The sequence below is a fragment of the Paraflavitalea speifideaquila genome (assembly GCF_032395985.1).
Taxonomy (GTDB): Bacteria; Bacteroidota; Bacteroidia; order Chitinophagales; family Chitinophagaceae; genus Paraflavitalea; species Paraflavitalea speifideaquila.
In genome coordinates this window covers 2,219,947-2,245,194 of sequence record NZ_CP135920.1, presented here as the reverse complement: position 1 = coordinate 2,245,194, position 25,248 = coordinate 2,219,947, and the positions used below count along the sequence as shown (strand labels likewise).

The following is a 25,248-nucleotide window of genomic DNA, read 5'->3' as shown; positions in this document are numbered from 1 at the left end:
AATCATGAGCACGCAACACAACGCCAACAGGATACTCGTACTGGGTAGTACGGGAAAAACAGGAAACCGGGTAATGAATCATCTCACCAGTAAGGGCCTAACGCCCAAACCCGGTTCCCGTTCAGCAGCCGTCCCTTTCGATTGGGAAAATAAAGCCACCTGGGCGCCCGTATTGGCCCATGTAGATGCAGTATATATTTCTTATCAGCCCGACCTATGTGTACCCGAAGCGCTGGAAGCCATTACCTCATTTACACAATTAGCCGTAAAACATGGGGTCAAGAAACTGGTATTGCTTTCCGGCCGCGGCGAACCCGAAGCACAGGCTTGTGAGCAGGCTGTGATCAATGCCGGGGTAGACTGGACGATTGTAAGAGCCAGTTGGTTTTGCCAAAATTTTAGTGAAGGGTACCTGGCCGAACCCATTGTTGCAGGCCATGTGGCGTTGCCAGTACCGCTTATTGGGGAACCTTTTATTGATGTAGATGATATTGCGGAAATAGCCGCAGCCGCATTGACGGATGACAAACACAATGGGCAGCTCTATGAAGTGACGGGGCCCCGCCTGCTCTCTTTGAAGAAGGTATTGCCGAAATTGCCCGCGCCACCGGCAAACGCATCGAATACCAGCAAATTTCTATGGATGAATATGCAGGTATGCTTACGGAATACCAGGTACCCAATGAATATGTTTCCCTGCTCACTTATTTGTTTACGGAGGTGCTCGATGGCCGCAATGCGCATGTAGCGGATGGCGTGGAAAGAGCCCTTGGCCGTAAGGCGACTGACTTTTCGGATTACATTAAAAAAGCAATGGCAAGTGGTGTATGGGGATAGGCCTATCGTCAGCTTGGTCTGGTTTTTCTAAGCAATCTTCTCTTAGCCTGCTGGTGAATGAATTTAAAAACAAGAGCATAAATAACCGGCAATATTAAAAGGGTGAGTATGGTGGAGGTTATCAAACCACCTATTACTACAATGGCTAATGGCTTTTGTGTTTCACTACCAATACCGTGACTGATGGCAGCCGGTAATAGTCCGATCATGGCCATTAAAGCAGTCATGACCACCGGGCGTACCCGACTGATCACGCCTTCCATAATAGCTTTATCCAGGAGCATTTTGTTTTCCAGGTTTTTCTGAAAACGCTGATCAGGATCACCCCGTTTTGGATACACACGCCAAACAATGCAATAAAACCGATGCCAGCACTAATGCTAAAGTTCATGCCGGTTACATGAAGCGCCAGTATGCCCCCTATCAAGGCAAAAGGTACATTCATGATGGTGAGCAGGGCATCCTTTGCATCGCCAAAGGTTACAAATAAAATAAGGAAGATCACCAGCAGGCAGGCAGGCACAACCTGGCCCAGCGTTTTAACCGCCCGCTGCTGGTTTTCAAATTCCCCATTCCAGGTAGAGAAATAGCCCTGTGGCAATTGAACGGCGGCATTCACTTTCTGCTGTGCTTCGGCAACTGTGCTGCCCAGGTCACGGCCACGGACTGAAAATTTCACGGTGATATAGCGGGCATTGTTATCACGATAAATAAATGCAGGCCCTGTAAGGGTCACTATATCGGCTATTTCTTTCAGGGGCACTTTTGAGCCGTCGAGGGTAGGCACCATCAGGTTTTTAATGGCTTCTTCCGTAGCTCTGTATGGCTCCTGGTAACGCAGGCGGATATCAAACTTCCTTTCCCCTTCAAACAATTGGGTAGCGGCTTTACCGCCAATAGCCATTTCAATTACAGCATTGGCATCTCCTGTACTTACACCATATATCGACATTTTATGCTGGTTGAGCTCGATCCTGAATTCGGGCTGCCCCAGGTTGCGGATAATGCCCAGGTCTTCCACCCCTTGGATGCCTTTCAATACGTTGTATACCTTATTTGCATTGGTATCCAATACATTAAAGTCAGCACCAAATATTTTTACGGCCAATGCTGCGGGCACCCCTGCCACCGCCTCGGCTACATTGTCCCGGATGGGCTGGGAATAATTAAACACGATGCCGGGATACAACTCCAGTTTTTATCCAACTCATCCACCAGCTCATCGTAAGTCAGTTTTCTTTTCCACTGCCTGGCAGGCAACAGGTCGACAGCGATCTGAACATTAAAAAAGCCTTTGGGGTCTGTGCCGTCATTGGTACGGCCCACCTGTACAATGGTATGATTTACTTCAGGGAATTTGCGTACATCGGCATCGATCCTGGCGGAAATGCTATCGGCCTCTTCCAACGATACACTGCGGGGCAGTTCGGCGGTAATCCACAAAGCCCCCTCATTTAACTGAGGCAGAAACTCCGATCCCAAAAACCTGAAAGAGAAAAAGGACAGCAACATGATCAAAAAAGCTATTAATACACTTTTCTTCTGATTGGCGTAAACAAATCTCAGGCATTTAGCAACACCTTTTTCAAAGAAGGATACAATGGGGTTGTGTTTTTCTCTCACATTCTTTCTCAACAAAATGCTGGACAAGGCAGGCACCAGGGTAAGGGTTAACATCAAAGCTCCTAATAAAGCAAACCCAAGGGTATAAGCAAGGGGGAGAACATTTTCCCTTCTACTTTTGAAACGCAAAAATGGGAATCAGGCAGGTGATGATGATGAGCTTGGAAAAGAAAATGGCCTTCCCCATTTCGGCTCCTTTGTTCTTAAACAGCCCCAGCTTGGCCAGTTTATTGAATTTCTCCATCCCCACTTCCCGGGCTTTTTGATCAAGGGCTACAAATAGCCCTTCTACCATTACAACCGCACCATCTATTATGATACCAAAATCCACGGCCCCCATGCTCAGCAGGTTTGCATTCATACCCTTTATCCGCATACAGATAAAAGCAAACAATAAGGACAAAGGAATAATAATACTTACTATCAATGTAGTTCGCCAATCGGCCATGAATAGAAATACAATAACGGTAACCAGAACGATGCCTTCCAACAAATTGTGGATCACGGTTTCGGTGGCATAACTCATTAGGATCGTACGATCATAAAAAGGAACAATCTTAACATCCGCTGGCAGCACATTATTATTCAGGTCGGCTATTTTTTTGTGCAGGGCATCCAATACCCCGGAGGGGTTCTCCCCTTTCCGCATCACGATGATACCCTCTACCTGATTGGGCACACCATCTTTTGAAACAGTACCCAGCAGGGGTTTGCTACCTTCTATTACGGTGGCCACATTTTTCACCAGCAATGGCACTCCATTGGATTTATTAATAATTACATTATTGATCTCGTCAATATTGTTCAGCACCCCAATGCCCCTTACTATATAAGCCTGTCCATTTCTTTTAATCACATCGCCACCTACATTCACATTGCTTTTCGCAATGGCATTGTATACATCGAGGGAAGAAAGGTTGTATTTTACCAGCAGGTCGGGATTTACGCTTACCTCAAAGGTCTTTTCTTCGCCCCCAAAAGTGTTTACATCGGCCACACCGGGAACGCTTTTAAACTGGCGGTCGAGTACCCAATCCTGGATAGCCGTCAGCTCACGGATACCCACGGTACTGCTTTGCAGGGTATACCGGTAAATTTCGCCTGTGGGGCCATAGGGAGGCTGTATTTGCGGCTGAACCCCTTCGGGCAGATCAGCATTGACTACCCGGCTCATTACCTGCTGGCGGGCAAAGGCGTCATCCACACCATCGTCAAATATGAGGGTGATATAGCTTAAACCAAAGGAAGAGTTGGACCTGAGATTTGTTCTTTTCTGCACGCTGTTCAACTCTGTTTCCAGGGGAATGGTAATAAACTTCTCTATTTCTTCGGCACTTCTGCCCGGCCATTGGGAGATAATGATGATCTGGGTATTGGTAACATCCGGAAATGTTTCAATTGGTGTTTTCTGATAGCTCCAGATACCTACTACAATTAGCACCCCGGTCATAAAAATACAAAATACCGGTGCCGTAAAGAAAAGTGAACAATATTCTTAATAAACTGATTCATACAAACAGGTTGAGAAGGTCTGGATACCAGTTACCGGATACTAACTGAGTTGTTGTTATCCTGTAGTTTTTATAGATCAGGATCTGGTTTTTCGTCAGCACTTTTTCTCCCGGCTGCAATCCTTCCTGGATATAGGTATACCCACCCGATGATTTGTAGATCCTGACCTCCCGGTTTACTACATCGTTGTTGTTTCTATAGACCACTACAAAGCTCTTTTTGTTATCATTGATAATGGCGCTGGCCGGTACCGCCACCATCCTCTTGGCCTCGGTATTTTTGATGGAGATATTGGCAAACATTTCGGGCTTCAAGGCGCCATCGGCATTGGGTAATATGATCTTTATTCTCATCACCTTGGTCACCGGATCCAGCACCTGGCTTACCTTGTCGACCTTACCAATGAAAACCCTATCCGGATAAGCCAGTGTGGTAATGGAGGCGGCAAACCCTTGCTTCACCCGGGCAATATCTGTTTCATACACATTAGCCCATATCCACACATCGCTGATATCGCCAATGGTAAACATATTGCTGCCATTGTCGTTCCTGATAAAACTCCCTGGATTGATCCCTTTTTCCACCACATAGCCACTTCGGGGAGAAGAGACGATATAGGTACCATTGGCAGCAGTATTTCCTCCCCATTGATCAGTAACTGTTCTTTTATCTTAGCCGCATTAGCACGGGCCTTATGGTAATTCTCCTTCGATTCCAGGTATTCCTTCTCACTGGCTATTCCATTCTTAAACAATCGCTCTTTATTTTGCATGTCCTTTTCGGCAATCGCTACATCATTGCCCGCTATGGACAGATCGGCATAGTTACCGGCTATATCGGCACTTTTAATGGTGGCCAGCTTTTGTCCGCTCTTTACATAATCGCCCACACTTACATGAACAGCTGTTATTTGTCCGCTGCTAAAAGGATAGATCTTTACCACCTTATTTTCATCAAAACTTACCTCGCCGCTTAGTTTTAATTCGTCATCAATATTCCTTATCACGGCTGTATCGATGGCAAGCATCCGCATAGCGCTCTCGCTAATAAAATCCTGTTTGCTACCGGTTGCTTTATCCTGGTTTGAACCATTGCAGGAACAGGCCATCGTTAGTACTATGGCCCCATTTAGTAGTAACGCTGAAATAGTTTTCATGGTTTTCATTTTACAGCTTGATGATTTCCTGGTAAATGGAATAGTTAAGCTCGGCTACCGCATTGCGCTGGTTGGCAATCTGCTGGTTTTGCTTTATGCGCGTATCTTTATATGCATCAAAAAAGTCTATGAACTCTACCAGGCTGATCTCGCGTCGCCGGTAGCTGTCAACCATATTTTTCATCAGTAATTCATAATTGTCCTTTAGCTGCGTATTGTCATTATCTAAAAGACCGGTAGCTTGTTTGAGTTTTTGCCAGGCACTATACACCTCTTTGTTTACCTGGTCCTGCATTTGATTGGCCAATACTCCCGCCTGTTTGTAAGAAAATTCCGCCGCCTGAATATTGCCTTTATTCCGGTTAAAAAGGGCAAGGGGACGGAGAATCCCAGCCCTACATAATTGGGTGCATAATTGCTAAGCCGGTCATATTCAGCGCCCACGGTTACATCGGGTACGGCCAGCGCTTTTGGTAAGTTATATTGTGTTGCTGCATCGCTACCTGTGCCTGGGACGATTGGAGATCGGGCCGGTTGCGTAAGGCAAGGTCCTGCAAATCGGCAATGCGCAATCCATTTACCTGGCCCACCGGAATAGGCTGTACCGCATCTGCAACCACCCACACATTGTCTTTTAATTGTAGTAAAAGGGCTATTTCCTTTTGCAGGTCCCATTGCTGGCGTAGATTTTCGGCATAGTCATTTTGCAGAGAGAACACCAGGGCCTTGATACGCAAGTTTTCCTTTTGAGAAATATCTCCGGTTTTCAGCATCTCCTCCATTCCTTTTGCCATTACCTGCAGGGTGACTAGTTCGGTTTGCCCCAGCCTTGCGACCTGCTGCAACTGCGCTAAATTATTCAGGTCGGCGGTAAGCTGGAACCTCAGGTTACGCATGATATCTTTAAACTGAGCTTCATTGGTCAGCACATTGTCTCTGGCCAGTTGTGTTTGTTTCTTTATTTTCCCGGCGGTACGTATCAATTGTTGCAGCTGTATAAATACCTGCCCGTATAGCTGCCCATTTTCCCTGGTATACCGGAAGAACTTGCCATCATAAATATTCTGATCGGTACTCAATACGGGGTTATCCCAAACCTTGGCCTGCTCAACCAATGCTTTGCCGATATCAATATTGTACTGATTGGCAAGCAGGGTTAAGTTGCGTTGTAGAAAAATGGTTTCAGCTTTTGAAATGCTAAGGTGCAAGGTATCAGCACCAGGTTCCTGTGCAGACAATAACAGGGGTATGGCCAGGTAAAAAACAGGCAACTGCTCCGTAAAAGAAGCCATACCGGTAACAAAGGTTTCATAGCGGTTCTATTACATTAAAACAAATTAGCAGGGAGACCAATTCTACAGGTAAAGCACAAACTACAACACACTTATTATCAATAATAAATATATCAATTTATTTAATACATCTACTAAATAAATCGTTTACCTGACACATTTGCTAAATTATCCAGGCATGAAGCAGTGGAAAAGCAGGAATAGTTGAAAGGGAAAAACTATCGCCGGAAGTGATAGTTTAACAGACATCAATTTATTATCGTTGAAGGAGATAAGGTAATCAGGCCCGTTTTTTATAGCTCAGGATGGCCCAGCCATTCAGCAAGAGGGCGAAGCCAAATACCACCAGTAATTGCTGTTTGATATCGGCCAGGCTACTTCCCTTTAGGATCACCATACGCATTACTTCTACAAAATAAGCTACGGGGTTTACCCTGGTTACTGCTTGCGCCCAGGCCGGCATACTGTCAATAGAAGTATACAGTCCGCCCAGCAGGATAAAAACCATCATGATGAAGAAGGAAAGCAACATGGCTTGCTGCTGGTTGGCGGTATAAGTAGATAACAACAACCCCAGGCCCAGCACCGCCAGCAAATACACGGCGGCAAATACATAAATGGTAAGCAGACTGCCCGCAGGGATCACGTTATAAGCAAACCTGGCCAATAGTAAACCCAGGCTTAATACGATCATACCCAGCACCCAAAAGGGTATCAGCTTGCCCAGTATGAAATGGTACTTATGGATGGGGGTAACGTTGATCTGTTCTATGGTACCAATTTCTTTTCCTTTACAATGTTCAGAGAGGTCAGGAAAGCGCCTACCATGGTTACCAATACCACCAATATACCGGGCACCATGAAGAGTTGGTAATTGAGGGTTGGGTTGAACCAGTTGGAAGAGGTTACCTGCAGGTTCAGCTCGGGGTTGAAGCGGGGAAACTGTATCCACTTTAGCCTCACCTCCCGGTTAAAATCCTGGATGATGCTACGCAGGTAGGCGGAACCCAAACCTGCCTTGGCGCCATTGATGGCATTCACGGCCATGAATAAGGTAGATTCATCTTCTTTGACCAGGGTCTTTTCAAAAGAGGCGGGTATTTCCAGGATCAGGTCGGCCCGGTCCTTTCCTACTTCCTCCATGGCTTCCTTATAGGATGCGGTGTAATTGGTCAATTGGAAATAACCCGATGCGGTAACCTTGGATATCAATTGCCGGGAATATTCGGAATGGTCATGATCTATTACACTGAGCTTGATATTCTTCACTTCATAATCGGCCGCCCGGGGCAGGATCATCAATTGCACCAGGGGCATCACAAACAGGATGCGGATGATGGCCGGGTCACGAAAGATCTGCCGGAACTCTTTTTGCAGCAGGAATTTTAATGTTCTCATGCCAGTCGTATTTTAAACTTCTTAATAGCCAATACCAGGAAAAAGGCAGTCATGCCTGCCAGGATCAGGGTTTCTTTCCAGATCGCTGAAAAACCAATGCCTTTGATCATCACGGATTTCACAATATCATAGTACCATTTGGAGGGCACCACATTGGATACGATGCGTAAAGGCAGGGGCATATTTTCAATGGGGAACATAAAACCGCTCAACATCACGGTAGGCAGGAACAATCCCGTGAGGGATATGAACATGGCTGTTTGCTGTGAAGCGGTGGATGAAGAAATGAGCAAACCCAAAGCCAGGGAGGTGAGGATGAAGAGCACGCTTTCGGCCAACAGCAATAATAAGCTGCCATTGATGGGCACATCCAGCACAAAGACGCTCAGCAACAGGATACTTGAAATATTGATCAACGACAACAACAGGTAGGGGACTGCTTTGGCGGTTACGATCTTCATAGGCCGTACGGGTGATACCAGCATGATCTCCATGGTGCCCATTTCTTTTTCACGTACTACGGTAATGGCTGTCATCATGGTACATACCAACATGAGCACCATGGCCATTACACCTGGCACAAAGCTATAGGCCCCTTTCAATTGCGGGTTGTACAACATCCGCAACTCTGTTTTAATGGTATAAGGTAGTTTTCGCCCATGGGTGACCCTGTCCTGGTAGTCCATGATCACGGCTGTAGCATAGTTGGTGAGGGTGGTGCCCACATTGGGATCGGAGGCATCGGCCACCAATTGGATCTGTGCGGTATTAAAATGTTGCAGGTCGGTATTGAACTGTTGGGGAAATACAACGGCCAGTTTGATCTTTCCCTTTTAAAGGCCGCTTCGATTTCTTCATAAGAATGGAGGTCGGCCACTACATCAAAATACCGGCTGGCATCCAATTCACTGCGAATGGCTTTGGAGGCAATATCCTGGGCATTATCGAGGATGGCGATCTTAGAATTCTTGACCTCATTGGTCAGGGCAAACCCGAAAATGATGATCTGCATAATGGGCATTCCCAGGAGGATGAACAGCGTACGCCGGTCGCGCCCGATATGGTAGAACTCTTTTTAACAAACGATAGGAATTGTTTCATATCAGTTTAATCTTTTTTGGCTCGCCAGGGGCGAGAATAACCGTCACCAGCCAGCGGCTGGCGACGGTTCGCGGTCTTTTCGGACTTTCGGTCTTTCGGACTTTCCGACTTTCGGTCTTCCCGACTTTCCGACTATTTTCTAATCTGCATTTCTTTTTGCTTTACGGGCCAGCTTTAAGAACACTTCATCCATGGAGGCGGCCTGCAATGACTTTTTCAGTTCGCCGGGTGTACCCAGGGCATCGATACGGCCATCTACCATGATGGATACGCGGTTACAATACTCGGCTTCATCCATATAATGGGTTGTTACAAACACGGTAATGCCCCTGGCTGCCGCCTGGTAGATCATGTTCCAGAACTCCCGCCGGGTTACGGGATCTACCCCACCGGTGGGTTCATCCAGGAAAACGATCTGTGGCTCATGGAAGATGGCCACTGAAAACGCCAGTTTCTGTTTCCATCCCAATGGCAGTGAACGCACCAGTTTATTGGCTTCGTTTTCCATGTGCAGTTCCTGCAGCAGGTAAGCTGTTTTTCTTTAATGAAAGCATTGCTTTTGCCATAGATACCTGCATAGAAGCGGATATTCTCTTTTACCGTAAGGTCTTCATACAGTGAAAACTTCTGGCTCATGTAGCCAATATTGCGTTTGATCTGTTCGGTTTGTTTATAGACATCGAAGCCTGCCACGGTAGCCGCCCCGCTGGTTGGGATGGATAATCCACAAAGCATACGCATCGCAGTGGTTTTACCGGCCCCATTGGCGCCCAGGAATCCGAAGATCTCTCCCTGCTGCACTTCAAAGGAGATACCGTCCACCGCTGTAAAATCACCGAAATGCTTGGTGAGCTGTGTAGCATTTATTGCAATCTTTTCATTCATGTTTGATGCATTAATTCGTTTTTACTTAAGCTAAGCGTAGCGTCACCTACAGCGCCGAATTGAAAACACAACATGTTGCTACAACGCTGGCGCCCCTAAAGGGGCACAAATGCCTGTCAAAGGTTGGCAGCTTAGGTTAACATCATTAATTGACCATTCACCACTCGCCTCTTAATTTTCATCAGATCCATAAAGCAATCTTCTATATCCGGTTCTTTTTCATTTATCTCAATACCGCTATGTCCTTCTTGCTCCAGGTAGCTGCGCAATTGGGCTGTATCATAACCGGTACGCATAACAGCATGGTGATACTCTCCAAAGGGATAAGCATCCACAATGCTGTCAAAAGCTTTGAGGCGGTTCAGCAACTGCAACATATTACTGGCCTTTACAGCCAGCAAGGGTTTTCCAAAGGCGGCCCTTACACCCGCCGGCGTATTGACAGACAGTAGCTGACCATTCTGGATCAGGGCCACCCGGTCGCACAAACTGGCTTCATCCATATAAGGGGTGGATACCAGGATGGTGATGCCCTGCTGTTTCAACTGACGCAACATTTCCCAAAACTCTTTACGCGATACGGCATCTACGCCCGTAGTAGGTTCATCCAGGAACAATACGGAGGGACGGTGAATAAGGGCACAACTAAGTGCCAGCTTTTGCTTCATCCCCCGAGAGTTTACCGGCCCGCCGGTCTTTAAAAGGTTCTATCTGGGAATAAATATCCTTTACCAGGTCATAATTCTCTTCAATGGAAGTATTGAAAATGGTGGCAAAGAATTCCATGTTCTCGGCCACGGTAAGATCCTGGTACAGGGAAAAGCGACCGGGCATATACCCTACCCGGTTACGGATGGCCTTGTAATCCTTCACCACATCCAATCCATCTACCGTAGCGTGGCCGCCATCGGGCAACAGCAAAGTGGTGAGGATACGGAATAAGGAAGTTTTACCAGCCCCATCGGGACCAATGATCCCAAACAATTCGCCTTTCTCTACCTCAAAAGAAATACCATGCAAGGCCTCTACGATGTCTTTCTTTTGCCGTATCTCTTAATTATGTTTTGTGCTACAACTGATGGCATGTTGATTATTGATTTATTTCGACAACCGGCAATCGGCAACCGGCAATGCCCGATGTTCAATGCTCAATGTTCGATGTTCAATGTTCAAGGCAAATGCTCCACTCACCATTGATCACTGTAATAGCCCGAAGCTCACAGCTTATATTCACTCACAACTTCACCTCCCCATACATCCCGATCTTGATATACCCATCATTCTTTACTTTGATCTTGACGGCATAGACCAGGTTGGCCCGTTCTTCCTTGGTTTGGATGGTCTTGGGTGTAAACTCTGCCTTATCGCTAATCCAGGTGATCACACCATTGTATTCGCGGTATTCTTTGGCTCCGTTGTCGATCAATACTTTTACGGGCTGATTCAATTTTACCTGCGATAATTGCGTGCCCGTGATATAAGCCCGCAGGGTCATAGTAGAGAGGTCAGCAATTTTGTAAAGGGCTTTACCTGTAGCTGTCATTTCGCCTGCCTCGGCATATTTGGTGATCACGGTGCCATTGATGGGATTGGCCACACCTGACCGCTTTAGCTGATCGTCCAGTTGGGCTATCCTCTTCTCCAGGGGTTTACCTTCACTGAGGATGCTGCGGTTTTGTGTACCCACGTTACTGCGTTGTACATTGATCTGCTGTTGGGTTACGGTCATTTGTTTTTTACCACGTCAATCTCTGCATTGAGGTCATCCAGTTGTTTGCCGGTTGCCGCATCCTGTTTCAACAAGTTTTCTGTACGTTGCTTTTCGCGCAACAACCTGTCCAGTTGCGATTGTTGTACGGTGAGCTGGTCTTGCAGCAACTTTACCTGTGGCGCCAGGTCGGCTGTTTTTTCTTTCAGTGCTTCAATACTGGCTTGTACCTGGTCTTTTTTGCAGACTTAGGTTTTCGGCATCGATGGTGCCTATTATTTTCCCTTTGGGAATGGAATCACCTTCTGTTACCTCAAACGATAACAGTTTGCCTGTGAGTTCGGAGGATACAATTACTTCATCTACTTCAAAAGTGCCCGAAGCATCGTGTAGAGCCTTCTTGTTGTTGCAGGCTGTAAGAAAAGCAGCTATTATTACTATCGCTGTAATGATCTTTTTCATAATGCTTTATTTATTCCTGTTGCTTATTGGTAGTTTATTGGTTGCCCGATATGGTTTCGTAGTTGATCTGTGCCTGGAGCCATTGTAGGCGATGGGCTATCAGCGCCAGGCGGGCCTGGTCTTCGGCATTCACTTCCCGTAAAAAATCATTGGCGGTGATCACTCCATTTTCCAGTTGCGCATTGGCCGCTTCTTTTACCCTGGTGCGGATCTCAATGATCTGCTCATCCGAAGCGATCAGTTGCTGCAGCTTATTCAACTCCGATTGTTGCTGTCTCAACTGCGTATTGGTGTTGAGCAGAAACAGGTCTTTCTGTACATCCACCATCCGCTGGTTCACTGTTAACAGCTGTCGTTCTTTCCTGGTGGTGTATAAATTGCCGAGGGACCAATTGAGCCTAACCCCGGCCACATAAAACCAATCAAAACCATTTTTCAACATATTCAATCCCGGCCGGGCATAGCCGCCCTGCACAAATGCACTGGTACGCGGACGGTTCTTAGCGCTTACCAACTGGTTTTGTGTTTTAAACAAACTATCCTGGTAAGTGAATAATCTAAGTTCGGGTCGATTGATGCCCGGCTCTCTGATATAGGTTTTTACAGTTGGCAGCTGCAAAGCGGTTTTTCGGGTAAGGATTGATTCAGGAACAGCGACAATACCTCCAGCCATCCTTTGCGGGTAGCTTTGAGTTCAATGGTGCGTTGCTCTGTTTGGAGCAACTGGGCTTCCAGTACCAGTTGGTTGGAGCGAAAAGCGGTACCGTTGTTTACCTGTGCCGTTACCCGTTTGATGCCCAACTGAATGTCTTTCTTAACCAGCTCCGTTTGTTTCAACTGCTCGTCCAGTAGTAAAATGCCGAGGTAAAACTGGTTGATGCGCTCTTTCACTTTATAAAGGTCCACTTCAGCCCGTTGATCTTCTACGAGGGCATTGACCTGCTGCATATTTTTGTGCAGCAATAGTGCCTCCATCGTACAAGAGCTGGGTGGCTTCGGCCTGGATGCGGTATTGGTCTTTGGCCAATGTAGGAATGTCGATACCGGGCACCTTAATGGGTACGCTGGTTACTGCCGATTGGTAGGTAGCCTGTCCCGATATGGTAACCTGGGGCAGGTACCCCTTGGCCAGGTTGTCAACAGTAAGATCGGCGGTTTGCTTTACCAAACCCTTTTGCCGGATCAGCGGATAGTTTTGCCGGGCCAGGTCGTAGGCTTGCTCCAGGGTGAGCAAGGTGCTATCCTGCGCCAGGGCCGGCGTGATCCACAAAAGCAGGATGGTTGTTTTCCAATATTTAACCATGTTATTTAACCATTTGGTCAACGAATACATAAAAAAATTTTATGGCCTTAATGAATGAATGATAAAATCAGCTACCTCGGTCTTGCGCTCTTCCATCATCAGCATAAACTGCTTATCGTTTGCTTTAAATACGCTTGTTACGATCGACTTGGCCACAAAGGGATACACACACATAGAGATCATGTGCAACATCAGGTGCATGGGATTGACAGGTCTGATCCGGCCTGCCTTCACTTCTTTATCCATCTGTTTAATGAACTCTGCTATGGGCGGCATTTTGCCACCCCAGATCTTGATAATAAACTCCTCGGGATTTTTGTGTACCTCGTTCAATACAAAGAGGGGCAGGAAGGGGTTGTCCATCAGCAAGCCCATATAATTGGTTACAAATGCTCTTATCTTATCGTTAAAGGGTATATCCGAATCAAACAACACGCTCACCCTCGGCAGGAACTTACCAGCTGCTTCCTGGAATATCATGTCGAACAATTTGTCTTTGCTGCGAAAGTAGTAATGCAACAGTGCTTTGTTGATGCCAGCCCGGTCGGCAATATCCTGCATCCGGGCTCCGGCCAGCCCCCTGTTCCACAAATACTGCTTTGGCGGCTGCCAATATCTTTTGCTCTGTACTCAAGTCCTTGTTCATCTCTTCAACCATACAGTTTAACCAAATAGTTAAACCAAAGGTATAAACTAATCCTATGCCAGGCAAGCAATTCTGGAAATAAAAATTCCCAGCCGCCAAAGCAACTGGGAATCAATAACTTTTGTATCCCTCTAAGGGTTTTAGGCTTGCTTATGGCTCATCGATTACTTTTCGTTGAGCGTTATTTCGGCCCATGCATTTATCTATTATTAATCAACTTTTGCTGCATCCTCTTTACCATCTGTCTTACCAGGCTGGTCATTGCCTTTGAGGTAAGAAGGGAGGTTAAGGCCGGCCATGTTGAACAGGTCGTTTAATGGGGGCACTGTCTTCATCATACCTGATACAAAATTGGCGGTAGAGGAATTACCATTTTCGCCATTGCCATTGCCTGAATCCCAAACGGTGATCTTATCGATCTTGATGTTCTTCACGGCTTCTACCTGGGTACGTACCAGTTCGGGCAGTTTCTCGATCAAGAGCAATTGGAAGGCCTTATTGGGATCGCCGCCGGCAGCAGCTACTACTTCCTTATAACCTTCGGCCTGTTTGGTGAGTATTTCAAACAAACCTTTCGCTTCGGCCTGCATTTTGGCAAAGATGGCATCGGCCTCACCTTTCGCATTCTCACGAATGGTTTCCGCAGCCGCCTGGGCTTCAATGATGGCCCTTTGCTTGGCTATTTCGGCCGGTACTACAATATTGGCCATTTGTGTAGAGCGTTCTCTTTCGGCACGGGCAGCTTCGGCTTTCTGTTCAGCCACGTAGGATTCTTCCAATGCTTTGGCCTGTTGCACTTTTCGGCGGAGATGGCAATGCGCAAAGCTTCCGCTTCCTTTTCTCTCCGGGCAGCATCTGAATTGGCAATATTGATCTTCGATTCGTTCTCCCCTTGATGGCGATGGCATTGGCTTCGGCTGTCTTCACCCGGGTATCTCTTTGCGCTTCTGCCTTACCAATGGTCTCATCTTTTACAGCGGTAGCAATGCTGATCTCTTTATCTTTTGGGTGATGGCAATTTTAACATCGCGGTCGCGGTGTGTTTCGGCAATCTGGGTATCTTTTCCCGGTCGGCCAGGGCCTTACCGGTTTCACCAATCTTCTCCTGCTCGGCCACACTGATCTTGGCTTCGTTGATGGCTTTAGCAGCAGCTTCTTTACCCAGGGCAGCGATATAACCCGACTCATCCTTGATATCGGTTACGTTTACGTTGATGAGCTTCAGACCTATTTTCTTCAACTCACTGTCTACGTTCTTGGAAATGTTTTCGAGGAATTTATCACGATCGGAGTTGATCTCTTCAATGGTCATGGTGGCGATCACGAGACGCAACTGACCAAACAGGATATCCTTGGCGAGTTCCTGTATTTGCTCAGCCGATAAACCCAGCAAACGTTCTGCCGCCGTATTCATGCTATCGGCTTCTGTTGAAATGGCAATGGTAAAGCGGCAGGGCACATCCACGCGGATATTTTGCCGGCTCAATGCATTGGTGAGGTTGGCTTCGATACTCAAAGGCTTCAGGTCCAGAAATGCATAATCCTGGATAACGGGCCAGATGAAGGTACCGCCACCATGGATACACTTGGCCGACGTTCCGCCGGTACGGCCATAGACTACTAAGATCTTATCACTCGGGCATCGCTTGTACCGCGATACCAGGGCCATGACGGTAACAAAAAAAACAACTGCAGCAACAACAATAATTAAGATAGGTGACATAGTTAAGGGCTTAAATGACTTCTACAAGTAAGATATTATCGTTTTCTATTTTAACAACTTTAACAACAGCACCGGAAGGTATCCTTTCTTTTTCCGTCATGGCATCCAACTCGCGCATGGAACCATTAATGCTGATCATGATCTTTCCCTTGCCCGATTTATGACCTGGGATGGTTAAATACACTTCAGCTGTTTTGTTCAAGGTGTTGGAGAACTTAAAGGAATTATCCTCTCCCAGTTTCTGTATCTGCCGGATGATCAGAAAAAAATGTATACGAACAGCAATCCTACCGCCAGGGCCACAATGATCAACAGCGCCTGATTGGAAATAGTGTTATAAAGGAAATACCTGTCCAACTAAAGCCCAACAGGAAATTGATGAGGTTACGCAAAGAAAAAAGCTGGAAAGGGGCATCAGTTCCATGCAGGTTACTGTCAAAGTCGGCATCGATACCATCAGTGGCATCAGCACCGGCAAAGGTCATAATAGTTTGGATAAGAAATATCACGCTGGCCGGAATGGCCACAAACCAAAAGATTCTCAGCAGGGGGTCAAGGTTATTAAGTAATTCCATCATGTGCAAAGATTGGGGTTACACAATTAAGAGCATTTACCAGTATATATTCAATGTTGTTAAGCTGTATCTGGCTTATCAAAGCGGGCTCCCGCAATACTGCGGATCCACGCTGCCCTGCAGTATTGCAGGGTGACTCACCTTTGTCTATGAGCAACGGTTGACCTCAAAAGCGCATACTGGCGGCGGGAAGATAATAACTTTTCAGTGCATTATCCTACTGCGTGGTTACCCTTTATTATTTGTCTGCACAGGCGCTATTTTGTTTCAATATTGGCGTACTTTTTTGGCAAAAGAACAATTTACAACAATTCTCCCTGAGTAAATACCCACAAACCCGCATGCCGGCTTTGAGCAAGGTGGCCTTGAAATGGCATTTTGTATATTGCAGCGGGCGGCAGGCACGCGGCCCATTCCATACGCCGCTTTTTTTAGTTCCTGCACGATAAAACTGCCGAGCCCTTTATTGCGGTATTGTTCATGCACTTCATAATAGATATCGGCAAAGGGCAGGTTGTAGTTCAACATCAAGCCGCCGGTAGCCACAATGGTGCGTCCTTGTTTGATGATATAGGCACGGTCATCGCTATAGTCATCGTCGTCCTCATTCTTTTTCAAAATGGGTATCGTCAAGTGAGAAACTGGTTTGGTATTGATCTTCAAAAAGGATGGCTTCTGCATGGATATTCCGGGCATGTTCAAACACCAGTGCCTGTAATTGGGGGTGATTGGTTTGGCATTCGATGAAAGGTATTCCTGAAGCCTGGCGCAAAGCAGCAAAAAAGGCGGCGGCCATTTTCCGGTAAGGAACCAATAGGTAAAACTCAAACATGGCATCGCGGTCTTCCCGCTTATTACTGCCCCAAACCGAGCCATACCCTGCGGGCTGACCATCTGCGGTAAACAGGTAGGTATCAGCCCATCCATACAAGTGGCATTTGTTGTGCACAAACTGCACAGGGTATTCCTGCAGGAATAAGGTGCGTAGTCCTGCTATATGTTGCAGGTCGGTTTTAGTGGCTTGTATATCCATAGGCTCAATTTAGTCCTTTACCACGTAAATAATTGGTTTAATGCTGTTCTTTGGTATACCTGTAATTACTCTCCGGTATTCTATACTTAGTATACTGAACCCTTCAGGTCGGCGGGGAACAGGAATAGGCGTCCTAGTTTCGTGCAATCCATTGCGCATGGGTATCAAAGGGTATTGCTCTAACTTACCGGCACTATGCATAGATGGCTAGTCTTTATACCCCTTGTGCTACTCGTAGCAGCCTGCAACACAAAAGTCTATACGCTTACGGACGGGTACATGCAGGTACAAAAGCCCCAACGAGTGCAAAAAGCCTGGAAACTGGTATGGCAGGATGAATTTGAAGGCAGGGTTATAGACACGACCCGGTGGACAAAAGTACCGGCCGGCAATTCTGACTGGAACCGGCATATGACCAGTGATGACAGGTGCTACGACCTGCACGATGGACAGCTTTACCTGAAAGGGATCCTCAACGCCGACACCACGGTCGATAAACGTCCTTTCCTGACTGGCGGGCTTTACAGCAAAGGTAAAATGGCATTTCAATATGGCATGGTGGAGATCAGGGCCAAACTGGAAAAAGCGCAGGGCGCCTGGCCGGCCATCTGGATGCTGCCAGAAAAAGGAGGCTGGCCCAGGGAGGAGAAATTGATATTATGGAACACCTCAATTATGACACGCTGGTGTACCAAACAATCCATACCTATTATACGCTGACGCTGAAAAAGACAAAGAACCGCCACACTACGCTACAGCACCGATAAAATCGGATGGCTACAATGTTTACGGCATCAAATGGTATCCCGATAAGATGGTGTATGTGCTCAATGGGAAAGAAACCTTTACCTATCCACGGGTGGAAGGGGTTGATCCCTCGCAGTGGCCTTTCAATCAACCCTTTTACCTGCTGATCGACCAACAGCTCGGTGGCAATTGGGTGGGGAAAGTAAAACCGGCAGACTTACCTGTAAACATGATCATAGATTGGGTGAGGGTTTATCAATAACGAGCCAGGCTCATAAAACATATCAGTAACATGAAACAGTTGTATACGCTTTTGATACCCACACTGCTTATCGCTGGCAGCACGCCGGGGCAAACGAAAAACCTTCCTTTTAAGCATACGATGGCTGTATCTGCCGCGGATAGCAAGGAGGACATTATCCGGAAAGCAGCGCAGGTAGTGCCTACAGCCAACCAATATACAGCGCTGCAGCATGAGTTCATTGCTTTCATCCATTTTGGGCCCAATACGTTCACACGGCTGGAATGGGGCAGCGGCAAAGAAGATCCCCGTATTTTCGACCTCCGGGAATTGGATACAGACCAATGGTGCCAGGCGCTGAAAGCGGCGGGCATCAAAATGGTGATCCTCACGGTAAAGCACCATGACGGTTTTGTATTGTGGCAAAGCCGCTATACGAAGCATGGTATCATGGCGACGGGCTTTCAGCAGGGGAAAGGTGATATTTTGAGAGCACTCACCAGCTCCTGCGCCAAATATGGATTGAAGGTAGGGGTGTACCTCTCCCCTGCCGATCTTTACCAGATCGAATCACCGGATGGCTTTTATGGCAACCTGAGTAAGTATACCACACGCACCATTCCCCGCGCTGTACCTGGCAGGCCATTCGCCAATAAAACGAGTTTCCGGGTGGAGGCAGATGACTATAATGAGTATTTCATGAACCAGCTGTCTCATCACCACGCCCCGCCCTGTAACGATCAACCGGTTGGTATTGCAGGAAGCGGTACGCACCCGGGGCGAACGCGTGGAAGTGCATACGGTAGAAGCCTGGATCAATCAACAGTGGCAGCCCATTGCCTCGGCTACCAATATCGGCTACAAACGGATACTGCGTTTTCCGGCTGTGACGGCGGCCAAATTCCGCATCCGGTTTACGCAATGCAGGGCTATACCAGGTGTCAGCCATATCTCGGCTCATTACTATACAAGCCCACCGCCCCCATTGCAGGTAAAGCGCAATCGCCAGGGCATGGTGACGATCGAACCGTTTCAGGCCTCGTTCAACTGGAAACCGCATGGAGAAAATGCGGCAAAAAACCTGCAAAGTGGATTGGCTATTTATTATACGCTGGACGGATCGGAACCTGGTACGCAGAGTCAACTTTATACTGGCCCCTTTCCTGCTGCCCAAGCCACGATCAAAGCCATGGCGGTGATCAAAGATGATCGCGGTGCGGTAGTGTGTTTGTTGCCTATAAGAGATGTATGGCAAGGATCATTCCTGGAGCCGGGTTTGGGTTGGCGTATATTGGTTGTACTCACCAATATACGCCAATCAAACGTACGGCTCTATCCTACTCGGCCCAGCTCATGGTATAATTGGGATTTTCGATGGCCAGGGCATCCACGGTCAATTGCAGGGGATGGAAGGTATCGACCATTACGGCCAGTTCTTTGGTTTCTTTGGCGCCAATGCTTTTTTCCACCGACCCGGGATGTGGGCCATGGGGGATACCGCTTGGGTGCAGGGTGATCATACCCCGTGTTACGTTCTTGCGGCTCATAAAATCACCGTCTACATAATACAGCAGTTCATCGCTGTCGATATTGCTGTGGTTATAAGGCGCCGGGATGGCCTGGGGATGATAATCGAATAAGCGTGGGCAGAAAGAGCAAACGACATAGTTATTGCCTTCAAAAGTTTGGTGTACGGGCGGTGGTTGGTGTACACGGCCTGTAATGGGCTCAAAATCGTGGATGCTGAATGCAAAGGATAACAACAACCATCCCACCCCACCACATCAAAAGGATGGTGGCTGTAATGGATACCATACAACATACCCTTCTTTTTGGTTTTGATGAGGAAATCGCCCTTTGATCGAAAGTGGGCAGGTTTTGGGAGCACGGATATCGCGCTCACAATAGGGTGAATGCTCCAACAACTGACCATATTTACTCAAGTATTTTTTGGGAAACGAATGGGACTGAATGATTCTACAATGAACAAGCGGTTATGGTTATCCTTGAAATGGATCTGATAAATAGTACCGCGGGGTATTACGAGGTAATCGCCATAACCAAAAGGCAGTTCACCGTACATGGTACGCAAAATACCACTGCCTTCATGCACAAAGATCATCTCATCGGCATCGGCATTTTTGTAATAATAGGCATCCATACTGCCTTGCGGCGCTGCCAATACCACATGGCAATCGTTATTCACCAATACCGGTTTACGGCTTTGCAGATAATCCTTTTCGGGTTTAATGCTAAACCCTTCAAAGCTTCGGTGCTTCAACATCTTTTCTTCGGCCACTACGGGCGCCACATGCACTGGTTCATCTGTATGGATGATCTGTGTAGGTGGATGGGTATGGTACAACAGGGAATAGTCGTTGGAAAAACCTTCAGTAGAGAACAATTGTTCTGAATAAAGGCCGCCATCGGGTTTGCGGAACTGGGTATGGCGCTTGTGCGGGATCTGCCCGAGTTTATGATAGTATGGCATGGTAATTCGTTAATTTGAGAATCTGAAAATTTGAGAATTTGAAAATGGAATACAGTTTAATAAGCTACGAGCTGTGAGCTTCGAGCTGCGAGTGAAAAGCAACGAGCTGTGAGCTGCGAGCCGCGAGCTTTAAACTGCTGAAAACCAGGTTTTGAAAATAGAATTAATACGATGAAGCAATGGGCTCGAAGCTCGTAGCTCGATGCTCGAAGCTGTCTTCCAGCGCTACCATCAGGAAATAATATTTCCAGCGGCGTTTATCGATCCAATAGGTGAAATTGCGGTGAAAAGGCATATTTTCAATGGTTACTATAAAGATAAGCAATCCAGTTTTAACATGACGCATTGAGTCCCTGCCCCCTGCATAGGGTTGGCTTATTAATCATCCGCGACCGGCAGCTCTTATTGGCCTTCAGCAAGAACAAACTGTGTTATTGACTGCTGAAAAGAAAAATCCCGGCGATTGCCGGGATCTTAGTTTGCAGAATCGGAACGGTTATTATTTGGCTGACCTGGGACCAGGTTTGAATCCATGTTTCACGGCTTTGAAAACGATCACCAGGGCACTGATCACAATGAGGATGGCGATCCAGGGAAAGGAACCCACACCTACGGTACCCAGCAATATACCACCCAGGATACCACCCAGTGCAATGGCACTATTCCAAACTGTTACTACCATGGCCTGAGCTACATCACCGTGTTCACCGGCTACATCCGCCGAAGCTGTTTGCAATAAGGTAGGCGCCCCTCCGAAAGTGAATCCCCACAAGGCAATGGCTATCAATACCACCACGGGGTTGGAATCACCTAAACCCAATGCCAGAACAGCCAACAGGAAAACGGTAAGGCCAGCCAGGACCAATATCCGCAACATACGATCCACCAACAAACCTGCCACCCAAATACCCAATAAAGCAAACAGTCCGAATACCAGTAACACCAGGTCGATATTGTCGGCAAGTCCTGAATCTGCCAGTAAGGGAACAATAAACGTATAGAGCATGCTGTGGGCAAGTACCCAAACGGCAATGACGCTGAGTACGGAACGGATACCCGGAATGAAGAGTACTTTATTGATGGATATACGCGCTCCCGCTTCCTGTCCGGCATAATCAGGTACACTGATCATTACCCAAATGATGAGGACGAGTGTAATGGCCGACATCACGATAAAAGTGTTTTCCCAACCCATCAGGGTACCCAGCCAGGTACCGGCAGGCATACCAAATGAAAGCGCTAAAGGAGGGCCCACCATGGCCAGGGCCATTGAACGGCCTTTCAAACGGTCGGTCACCATACGGCGGGCATAACCTGCCAGCATACCCCAGATCAGTCCACCCGACATACCGGCGAGGAAACGTACGATGAGGGTCAAAATATAGTGATGAGAAAATGCGGTGATGAGGTTAAAGACCATAAAGCCGATCAGGGCCGTCAATAATAAAGGCCGGCGGTTCCAACCCCTGGTGGCTGCAGTAAGGGGAATAGCAGAAACCAGGGAACCGATGGCATATAAAGTAACCAATTGACCGGCCAGTGATTCAGATACGCCCAGTCCTTGCCCTATTTGGAGTAGCAAGCCAGCTGGGAAGGTTTCGGTCATTAATGCTAAAAATCCTGTCATAGCCAGTGCCAGTAATGCCATTACCGGCAGGCTGTCGGCTTCTCTATCCTGGGCTACCGTTTTCGTTGTGGTGATTATCTTTTCCATGATTTTGTATTTACATAACAAAAATATACCGGTAGAAATGCAACAATCAGTACATTTTAATGAAAAACTGGTACTTTTGGGTATGTCACTTGAAACAGCAGCCAAATCGGTAGCCGTAGTCTATGAAAATACGGCGCGGTGCCCCTTCAGGAATAAGCCGCCTCATTTTTACCATATGGTATATATCATTGCTGGTACGGGCCAGGTAAATTTGAATGACGCTAAAAAGGTCTATCAGCCGGGTTATATGTTCTTTTTACACCAGACGACAATCCCTATTTTGATATCAGTATCCCTACTGAATTTTTGTTGATCCGTTTTACCAGCACGTATATCAAAGATTACCGTTGGAAAAGTATTGACCATGTAGAATGCCTGTTACACCATGTAACGCAATTGTCGGACTGCATTATGAAAGGGGAAACGGAGAAGTTTCTGGCCAAGCGTATTGTAGACTCCCTGTTACACACGATCAATAACCATGTTGAGTACGATGAAGACCTGACGATCCATTTTGTCAATGCACTAATCGTTATTGCAGCCAGTAATATCTTAAAGTTCAAACCCACGGCCATTAAACCCAATGCCGACAAAAAGATACATGATATCATAGCTTATATCCAGGTCAATATTACAGCGCCTGAAAAGCTAAAAGCATCGGTAATAGGTGCCTCTTTTGGTATATCGGAAACTTACCTGAGTAATTATTTCAAGAGTCAGAGCGGAGAAACCATTCAACATTATATAGCCAGTTATAAGCTGCGCATGATAGAGCACCGGCTGAAGTACAGCGGCATGCGCATCAATGAAATTGCCAGTGAATTTGGATTCACGGATGAAAGTCACCTGAATAAATTCTTTAAGAAACACCATACAATAAGTCTGCGGGAATTCAGGAAAGTGAGAACAGTTATTGCAGGAGAATCAACGGCTTCGTAAGAAGTCGGAAAGTCGGGAAAGTCCGGAAGTCGGGAAAGTCAGGAAGTTGGGAAAGTCCGGAAGAAAACCCTTCGGCAAGTTCCTTTAGATCGCAGCGACGTAGGGTATTGCCCTTACAGGGCAAAAGGAATTTGCTGACATGTAGTTCTACAAAGCTGGAGCCCCTAACGGGGCACCAATACCCTTCTACTTATGGTAATTGGTTTCGAGGCCCAGGCGTTTACGGGTTTCGATGGTCACCTTAAATTGTTGGTCTGCTGAACCAGACTCTCTGGTTACGAGGTTGATATCTTTCCAGTCTTTGGACCATAGAAAGGGAAAGAACATAAATACCTGGTCGCCGCGTAAAGCAGCGACGTCTTTTGCCAGTCTTTCCAACGGAAACCTTCATAATACTTTTCGAGGTTGCCCCTAAAGCAAAACTGTAAAAAATCGGCATAGGTCATATTCGTATCTTCCCATTCGAGGTTGTCTGGCGCCAGGTAATAAACTATACCTATTTTCGTTCTGCTGAAGGCGCCCACATTAACTGCAAAAACCGCCCAATACATCATCGGCTATCAACCAATAACCAGGGGCTTCGCCATAAGCCTGGAATGATTTGCCTTTATTCCATTCCGGTAGGGAACGGGTAAGTCGGGCATGGCCCGATCCCAATATCCTGATCCAACCGTTATCAATCAACAGGCCACCAGTATGGTACAGCACAGCTCCCATGGGAGAATGGGTAGTGACCTGTGCTTTATACAAGGCATCTTTTGCTTTTATGGAATCGGCCCGCAATACTTCTACTTTGTTGGTAGCTGAATCTATTCCTTGTTGTATCAATGGCCAGGCAGACTCTGCGGTATTGATCAGTTCTTCCAGGGGACGCATCTTTTGTTGCGCGGTACTGGTTACAGCAATTATCAGCAAACAAAAAAATATGATGAACTTGTACATATTCAATATTAAGCAGTACGGGGTAAAAATCAAAAATTGAATTGACTGGTAACTGGAAAGGCAAAGCAATAAGGGTAAAAATGCCTACAACTTCTTTGGCAGGAGTTAACCTGTTGTGCCTACCTGAGTGGACTTACTATATTTGCGGTATGACGCAGATCGGACTTATTTCAGATACGCATAGTTTTCTCGATCCCGCAGTATTTAAACACTTTGACCATTGTGATGAGATCTGGCATGCCGGTGACTTTGGCACGCTGGCGCTTGCCAATCAACTAAAAGGCTTTAAACCACTCAAAGGGGTGTATGGCAATATTGATGGCAATGATATCAGTAGTGTCTACCCCGAAAACCTGCGCTGGACCTGTGAGGAGGTAGAAGTGTTTATGACGCATATTGGTGGGTACCCGCCACGATACAACCCCGGGTAAAAAAGGAGCTCACCGCCCGTCCACCTCAACTGTTCATTGCGGGCCACTCGCATATCCTGAAAGTGATATATGACGATCAACTAAACTGCCTGCATATGAACCCTGGCGCAGCAGGCCGGGAAGGCTGGCATAAAGTGCGTACACTGATCACATTCGTGATTGATGGAAAAACGATGAAGGACTGTAAAGTGATTGAGTTGGGAAAAAGGTAAGAAACGCCCGATTTTTAAGTACTTTAGGGGACAAGTGAAGGACCCCATTGACGATAATACGCATTATGTTTGGAATGCCTTCTATTTCAACAAAGAAGATAGCAGGATACTGGTTTCTAAGAGGGTCCGGGGAATGGGCTTTACCTTCAATTTTGCACAACCGGCTACCTGGTTCATCCTCCTGGGCGCATTAGCCTGTATTTTCCTCCTTTCCCGTACGGCCTGATCACTAGAAAAGATTATCCTCCGGCCGGCCAACCTTCTCTTCAAATTGTCG

At 46.8% G+C, this 25,248-nt stretch carries 38 protein-coding genes and 3 pseudogenes; 9 read left to right on the top strand and 32 right to left on the bottom strand.

Annotated features, from left to right (window positions below; genetic code table 11):
- Positions 1 to 4: 4 nt before the first annotated feature.
- Positions 5 to 748 (top strand): SDR family oxidoreductase, encoded by a 744-nt coding sequence (locus RS881_RS15515; protein WP_315821906.1) that lies wholly within the window; start codon positions 5 to 7, stop codon positions 746 to 748.
- A 97-nt stretch (positions 749 to 845) separates the two neighbouring features.
- Here RS881_RS15515 and RS881_RS15510 read toward each other — a convergent pair.
- From RS881_RS15510 to RS881_RS15380, 27 genes and pseudogenes are all read right to left on the bottom strand, one after another.
- A pseudogene (locus RS881_RS15510) lies at positions 846 to 1,966 on the bottom strand (efflux RND transporter permease subunit).
- An 8-nt stretch (positions 1,967 to 1,974) separates the two neighbouring features.
- The gene (locus tag RS881_RS15505; RefSeq protein WP_315821905.1) at positions 1,975 to 2,514 is read right to left on the bottom strand and encodes an efflux RND transporter permease subunit; all 540 of its coding nucleotides are present in this window, start codon (positions 2,512 to 2,514) and stop codon (positions 1,975 to 1,977) included.
- 58 nt (positions 2,515 to 2,572) lie between these two features.
- Positions 2,573 to 3,910, bottom strand: coding sequence for an efflux RND transporter permease subunit (locus tag RS881_RS15500; RefSeq protein ID WP_315821904.1), 1,338 nt, complete (start codon positions 3,908 to 3,910; stop codon positions 2,573 to 2,575).
- A gap of 58 nt (positions 3,911 to 3,968) precedes the next feature.
- On the bottom strand, positions 3,969 to 4,526 hold the full coding sequence (locus RS881_RS15495; protein WP_484557633.1) for an efflux RND transporter periplasmic adaptor subunit: 558 nt from the start codon (positions 4,524 to 4,526) through the stop codon (positions 3,969 to 3,971).
- Positions 4,430 to 5,128, bottom strand: a complete 699-nt coding sequence (locus tag RS881_RS15490; protein ID WP_315821903.1) for an efflux RND transporter periplasmic adaptor subunit — start codon at positions 5,126 to 5,128, stop codon at positions 4,430 to 4,432. Before RS881_RS15490 ends, RS881_RS15495 begins: the two co-directional genes overlap by 97 nt.
- Positions 5,129 to 5,138: 10 nt before the next feature.
- Positions 5,139 to 5,435 (bottom strand): hypothetical protein, encoded by a 297-nt coding sequence (locus RS881_RS15485; RefSeq protein ID WP_484557624.1) that lies wholly within the window; start codon positions 5,433 to 5,435, stop codon positions 5,139 to 5,141.
- 139 nt (positions 5,436 to 5,574) lie between these two features.
- Positions 5,575 to 6,420, bottom strand: a complete 846-nt coding sequence (locus RS881_RS15480; protein ID WP_315821902.1) for a TolC family protein — start codon at positions 6,418 to 6,420, stop codon at positions 5,575 to 5,577.
- 280 nt (positions 6,421 to 6,700) lie between these two features.
- Positions 6,701 to 7,719: pseudogene (locus RS881_RS15475) on the bottom strand (ABC transporter permease).
- Positions 7,720 to 7,814: 95 nt separating this feature from the next.
- Complete coding sequence (locus tag RS881_RS15470) at positions 7,815 to 8,600, bottom strand: ABC transporter permease (protein ID WP_315824493.1); 786 nt, start codon at positions 8,598 to 8,600, stop codon at positions 7,815 to 7,817.
- Entirely contained in the window at positions 8,507 to 8,830 is a 324-nt protein-coding gene (locus RS881_RS15465; RefSeq protein ID WP_315821901.1) for a hypothetical protein, read from the bottom strand. The genes RS881_RS15470 and RS881_RS15465 overlap by 94 nt, the downstream gene beginning before the upstream one ends.
- Before the next feature lie 228 nt (positions 8,831 to 9,058).
- A complete protein-coding gene (locus RS881_RS15460) occupies positions 9,059 to 9,358 on the bottom strand; it encodes an ATP-binding cassette domain-containing protein (RefSeq protein ID WP_484557623.1) in 300 nt (99 codons plus the stop codon).
- Complete coding sequence (locus tag RS881_RS15455; protein WP_315821899.1) at positions 9,301 to 9,804, bottom strand: ABC transporter ATP-binding protein; 504 nt, start codon at positions 9,802 to 9,804, stop codon at positions 9,301 to 9,303. The genes RS881_RS15460 and RS881_RS15455 overlap by 58 nt, the downstream gene beginning before the upstream one ends.
- Before the next feature lie 131 nt (positions 9,805 to 9,935).
- On the bottom strand, positions 9,936 to 10,472 hold the full coding sequence (locus tag RS881_RS15450) for a hypothetical protein (protein WP_315821898.1): 537 nt from the start codon (positions 10,470 to 10,472) through the stop codon (positions 9,936 to 9,938).
- Entirely contained in the window at positions 10,450 to 10,824 is a 375-nt protein-coding gene (locus RS881_RS15445; RefSeq protein WP_315821897.1) for an ATP-binding cassette domain-containing protein, read from the bottom strand. The genes RS881_RS15450 and RS881_RS15445 overlap by 23 nt, the downstream gene beginning before the upstream one ends.
- Positions 10,825 to 11,038: 214 nt before the next feature.
- Complete coding sequence (locus tag RS881_RS15440) at positions 11,039 to 11,533, bottom strand: HlyD family secretion protein (protein WP_315821896.1); 495 nt, start codon at positions 11,531 to 11,533, stop codon at positions 11,039 to 11,041.
- Positions 11,530 to 11,682 carry a hypothetical protein gene (locus RS881_RS15435; protein ID WP_315821895.1) on the bottom strand — a complete coding sequence of 51 codons (153 nt, stop codon included), beginning with the start codon at positions 11,680 to 11,682 and terminating at the stop codon, positions 11,530 to 11,532. The genes RS881_RS15440 and RS881_RS15435 overlap by 4 nt, the downstream gene beginning before the upstream one ends.
- 43 nt (positions 11,683 to 11,725) lie before the next feature.
- Positions 11,726 to 11,974, bottom strand: coding sequence for a biotin/lipoyl-binding protein (locus RS881_RS15430; protein ID WP_315821894.1), 249 nt, complete (start codon positions 11,972 to 11,974; stop codon positions 11,726 to 11,728).
- A 34-nt stretch (positions 11,975 to 12,008) separates the two neighbouring features.
- Positions 12,009 to 12,593 carry a TolC family protein gene (locus RS881_RS15425; RefSeq protein ID WP_315821893.1) on the bottom strand — a complete coding sequence of 195 codons (585 nt, stop codon included), beginning with the start codon at positions 12,591 to 12,593 and terminating at the stop codon, positions 12,009 to 12,011.
- Entirely contained in the window at positions 12,575 to 12,922 is a 348-nt protein-coding gene (locus RS881_RS15420; protein WP_315821892.1) for a TolC family protein, read from the bottom strand. The genes RS881_RS15425 and RS881_RS15420 overlap by 19 nt, the downstream gene beginning before the upstream one ends.
- Positions 12,882 to 13,298, bottom strand: coding sequence for a TolC family protein (locus RS881_RS15415; protein WP_315821891.1), 417 nt, complete (start codon positions 13,296 to 13,298; stop codon positions 12,882 to 12,884). The genes RS881_RS15420 and RS881_RS15415 overlap by 41 nt, the downstream gene beginning before the upstream one ends.
- 18 nt (positions 13,299 to 13,316) lie before the next feature.
- On the bottom strand, positions 13,317 to 13,868 hold the full coding sequence (locus tag RS881_RS15410) for a TetR/AcrR family transcriptional regulator (protein WP_315821890.1): 552 nt from the start codon (positions 13,866 to 13,868) through the stop codon (positions 13,317 to 13,319).
- A 264-nt stretch (positions 13,869 to 14,132) separates the two neighbouring features.
- Positions 14,133 to 14,720 carry a flotillin domain-containing protein gene (locus RS881_RS15405; protein ID WP_315821889.1) on the bottom strand — a complete coding sequence of 196 codons (588 nt, stop codon included), beginning with the start codon at positions 14,718 to 14,720 and terminating at the stop codon, positions 14,133 to 14,135.
- A 200-nt stretch (positions 14,721 to 14,920) separates the two neighbouring features.
- The gene (locus tag RS881_RS15400) at positions 14,921 to 15,646 is read right to left on the bottom strand and encodes a flotillin family protein (protein WP_315821888.1); all 726 of its coding nucleotides are present in this window, start codon (positions 15,644 to 15,646) and stop codon (positions 14,921 to 14,923) included.
- Positions 15,647 to 15,656: 10 nt separating this feature from the next.
- Positions 15,657 to 15,830, bottom strand: coding sequence for a hypothetical protein (locus RS881_RS15395; protein ID WP_315821887.1), 174 nt, complete (start codon positions 15,828 to 15,830; stop codon positions 15,657 to 15,659).
- 124 nt (positions 15,831 to 15,954) lie between these two features.
- Entirely contained in the window at positions 15,955 to 16,224 is a 270-nt protein-coding gene (locus tag RS881_RS15390; protein ID WP_315821886.1) for a hypothetical protein, read from the bottom strand.
- A 264-nt stretch (positions 16,225 to 16,488) separates the two neighbouring features.
- Complete coding sequence (locus RS881_RS15385; RefSeq protein ID WP_315821885.1) at positions 16,489 to 16,839, bottom strand: GNAT family N-acetyltransferase; 351 nt, start codon at positions 16,837 to 16,839, stop codon at positions 16,489 to 16,491.
- Positions 16,826 to 17,254, bottom strand: coding sequence for a hypothetical protein (locus tag RS881_RS15380; protein WP_315821884.1), 429 nt, complete (start codon positions 17,252 to 17,254; stop codon positions 16,826 to 16,828). Before RS881_RS15380 ends, RS881_RS15385 begins: the two co-directional genes overlap by 14 nt.
- 195 nt (positions 17,255 to 17,449) lie before the next feature.
- On the opposite strand from RS881_RS15380, the gene RS881_RS15375 reads away from it, so the two are divergent.
- The 4 genes from RS881_RS15375 (at position 17,450) to RS881_RS15360 (ending at position 19,758) form a co-directional block, all read left to right on the top strand.
- Complete coding sequence (locus RS881_RS15375; protein WP_315821883.1) at positions 17,450 to 17,974, top strand: glycoside hydrolase family 16 protein; 525 nt, start codon at positions 17,450 to 17,452, stop codon at positions 17,972 to 17,974.
- A gap of 94 nt (positions 17,975 to 18,068) precedes the next feature.
- Positions 18,069 to 18,263 carry a LamG domain-containing protein gene (locus tag RS881_RS15370; RefSeq protein WP_425476350.1) on the top strand — a complete coding sequence of 65 codons (195 nt, stop codon included), beginning with the start codon at positions 18,069 to 18,071 and terminating at the stop codon, positions 18,261 to 18,263.
- Between the two features lie 30 nt (positions 18,264 to 18,293).
- Positions 18,294 to 19,451: an alpha-L-fucosidase gene (locus tag RS881_RS15365; protein WP_315821882.1), complete on the top strand. Its 1,158-nt coding sequence runs from the start codon at positions 18,294 to 18,296 to the stop codon at positions 19,449 to 19,451.
- Positions 19,336 to 19,758: a chitobiase/beta-hexosaminidase C-terminal domain-containing protein gene (locus RS881_RS15360; protein WP_315821881.1), complete on the top strand. Its 423-nt coding sequence runs from the start codon at positions 19,336 to 19,338 to the stop codon at positions 19,756 to 19,758. Before RS881_RS15365 ends, RS881_RS15360 begins: the two co-directional genes overlap by 116 nt.
- 423 nt (positions 19,759 to 20,181) lie before the next feature.
- Here the strand turns inward: RS881_RS15360 and RS881_RS15355 are convergent, their stop codons facing one another.
- From RS881_RS15355 to RS881_RS15345, 3 genes are all read right to left on the bottom strand, one after another.
- Positions 20,182 to 20,733 (bottom strand): homogentisate 1,2-dioxygenase, encoded by a 552-nt coding sequence (locus RS881_RS15355; RefSeq protein ID WP_315821880.1) that lies wholly within the window; start codon positions 20,731 to 20,733, stop codon positions 20,182 to 20,184.
- Between the two features lie 163 nt (positions 20,734 to 20,896).
- On the bottom strand, positions 20,897 to 21,058 hold the full coding sequence (locus RS881_RS15350; protein ID WP_315821879.1) for a hypothetical protein: 162 nt from the start codon (positions 21,056 to 21,058) through the stop codon (positions 20,897 to 20,899).
- A 174-nt stretch (positions 21,059 to 21,232) separates the two neighbouring features.
- Positions 21,233 to 22,447: an MFS transporter gene (locus RS881_RS15345; protein WP_315821878.1), complete on the bottom strand. Its 1,215-nt coding sequence runs from the start codon at positions 22,445 to 22,447 to the stop codon at positions 21,233 to 21,235.
- A 37-nt stretch (positions 22,448 to 22,484) separates the two neighbouring features.
- On the opposite strand from RS881_RS15345, the gene RS881_RS15340 reads away from it, so the two are divergent.
- Entirely contained in the window at positions 22,485 to 22,760 is a 276-nt protein-coding gene (locus tag RS881_RS15340; RefSeq protein ID WP_315821877.1) for a hypothetical protein, read from the top strand.
- Positions 22,754 to 23,386, top strand: coding sequence for a helix-turn-helix domain-containing protein (locus tag RS881_RS15335; protein ID WP_315821876.1), 633 nt, complete (start codon positions 22,754 to 22,756; stop codon positions 23,384 to 23,386). Before RS881_RS15340 ends, RS881_RS15335 begins: the two co-directional genes overlap by 7 nt.
- A 186-nt stretch (positions 23,387 to 23,572) precedes the next feature.
- Here the strand turns inward: RS881_RS15335 and RS881_RS15330 are convergent, their stop codons facing one another.
- Positions 23,573 to 23,764 (bottom strand): hypothetical protein, encoded by a 192-nt coding sequence (locus RS881_RS15330; protein ID WP_315821875.1) that lies wholly within the window; start codon positions 23,762 to 23,764, stop codon positions 23,573 to 23,575.
- A pseudogene (locus RS881_RS15325) lies at positions 23,755 to 24,262 on the bottom strand (DUF2625 family protein); the annotation flags it as partial. The gene RS881_RS15330 and the pseudogene RS881_RS15325, both read right to left, overlap by 10 nt.
- 146 nt (positions 24,263 to 24,408) lie before the next feature.
- Between RS881_RS15325 and RS881_RS15320 the strand changes: the two are divergent.
- The gene (locus RS881_RS15320; RefSeq protein WP_315821873.1) at positions 24,409 to 24,759 is read left to right on the top strand and encodes a metallophosphoesterase family protein; all 351 of its coding nucleotides are present in this window, start codon (positions 24,409 to 24,411) and stop codon (positions 24,757 to 24,759) included.
- 246 nt (positions 24,760 to 25,005) lie between these two features.
- The gene (locus RS881_RS15315) at positions 25,006 to 25,197 is read left to right on the top strand and encodes a DUF5808 domain-containing protein (RefSeq protein ID WP_315821872.1); all 192 of its coding nucleotides are present in this window, start codon (positions 25,006 to 25,008) and stop codon (positions 25,195 to 25,197) included.
- Positions 25,198 to 25,248 lie beyond the last annotated feature (51 nt).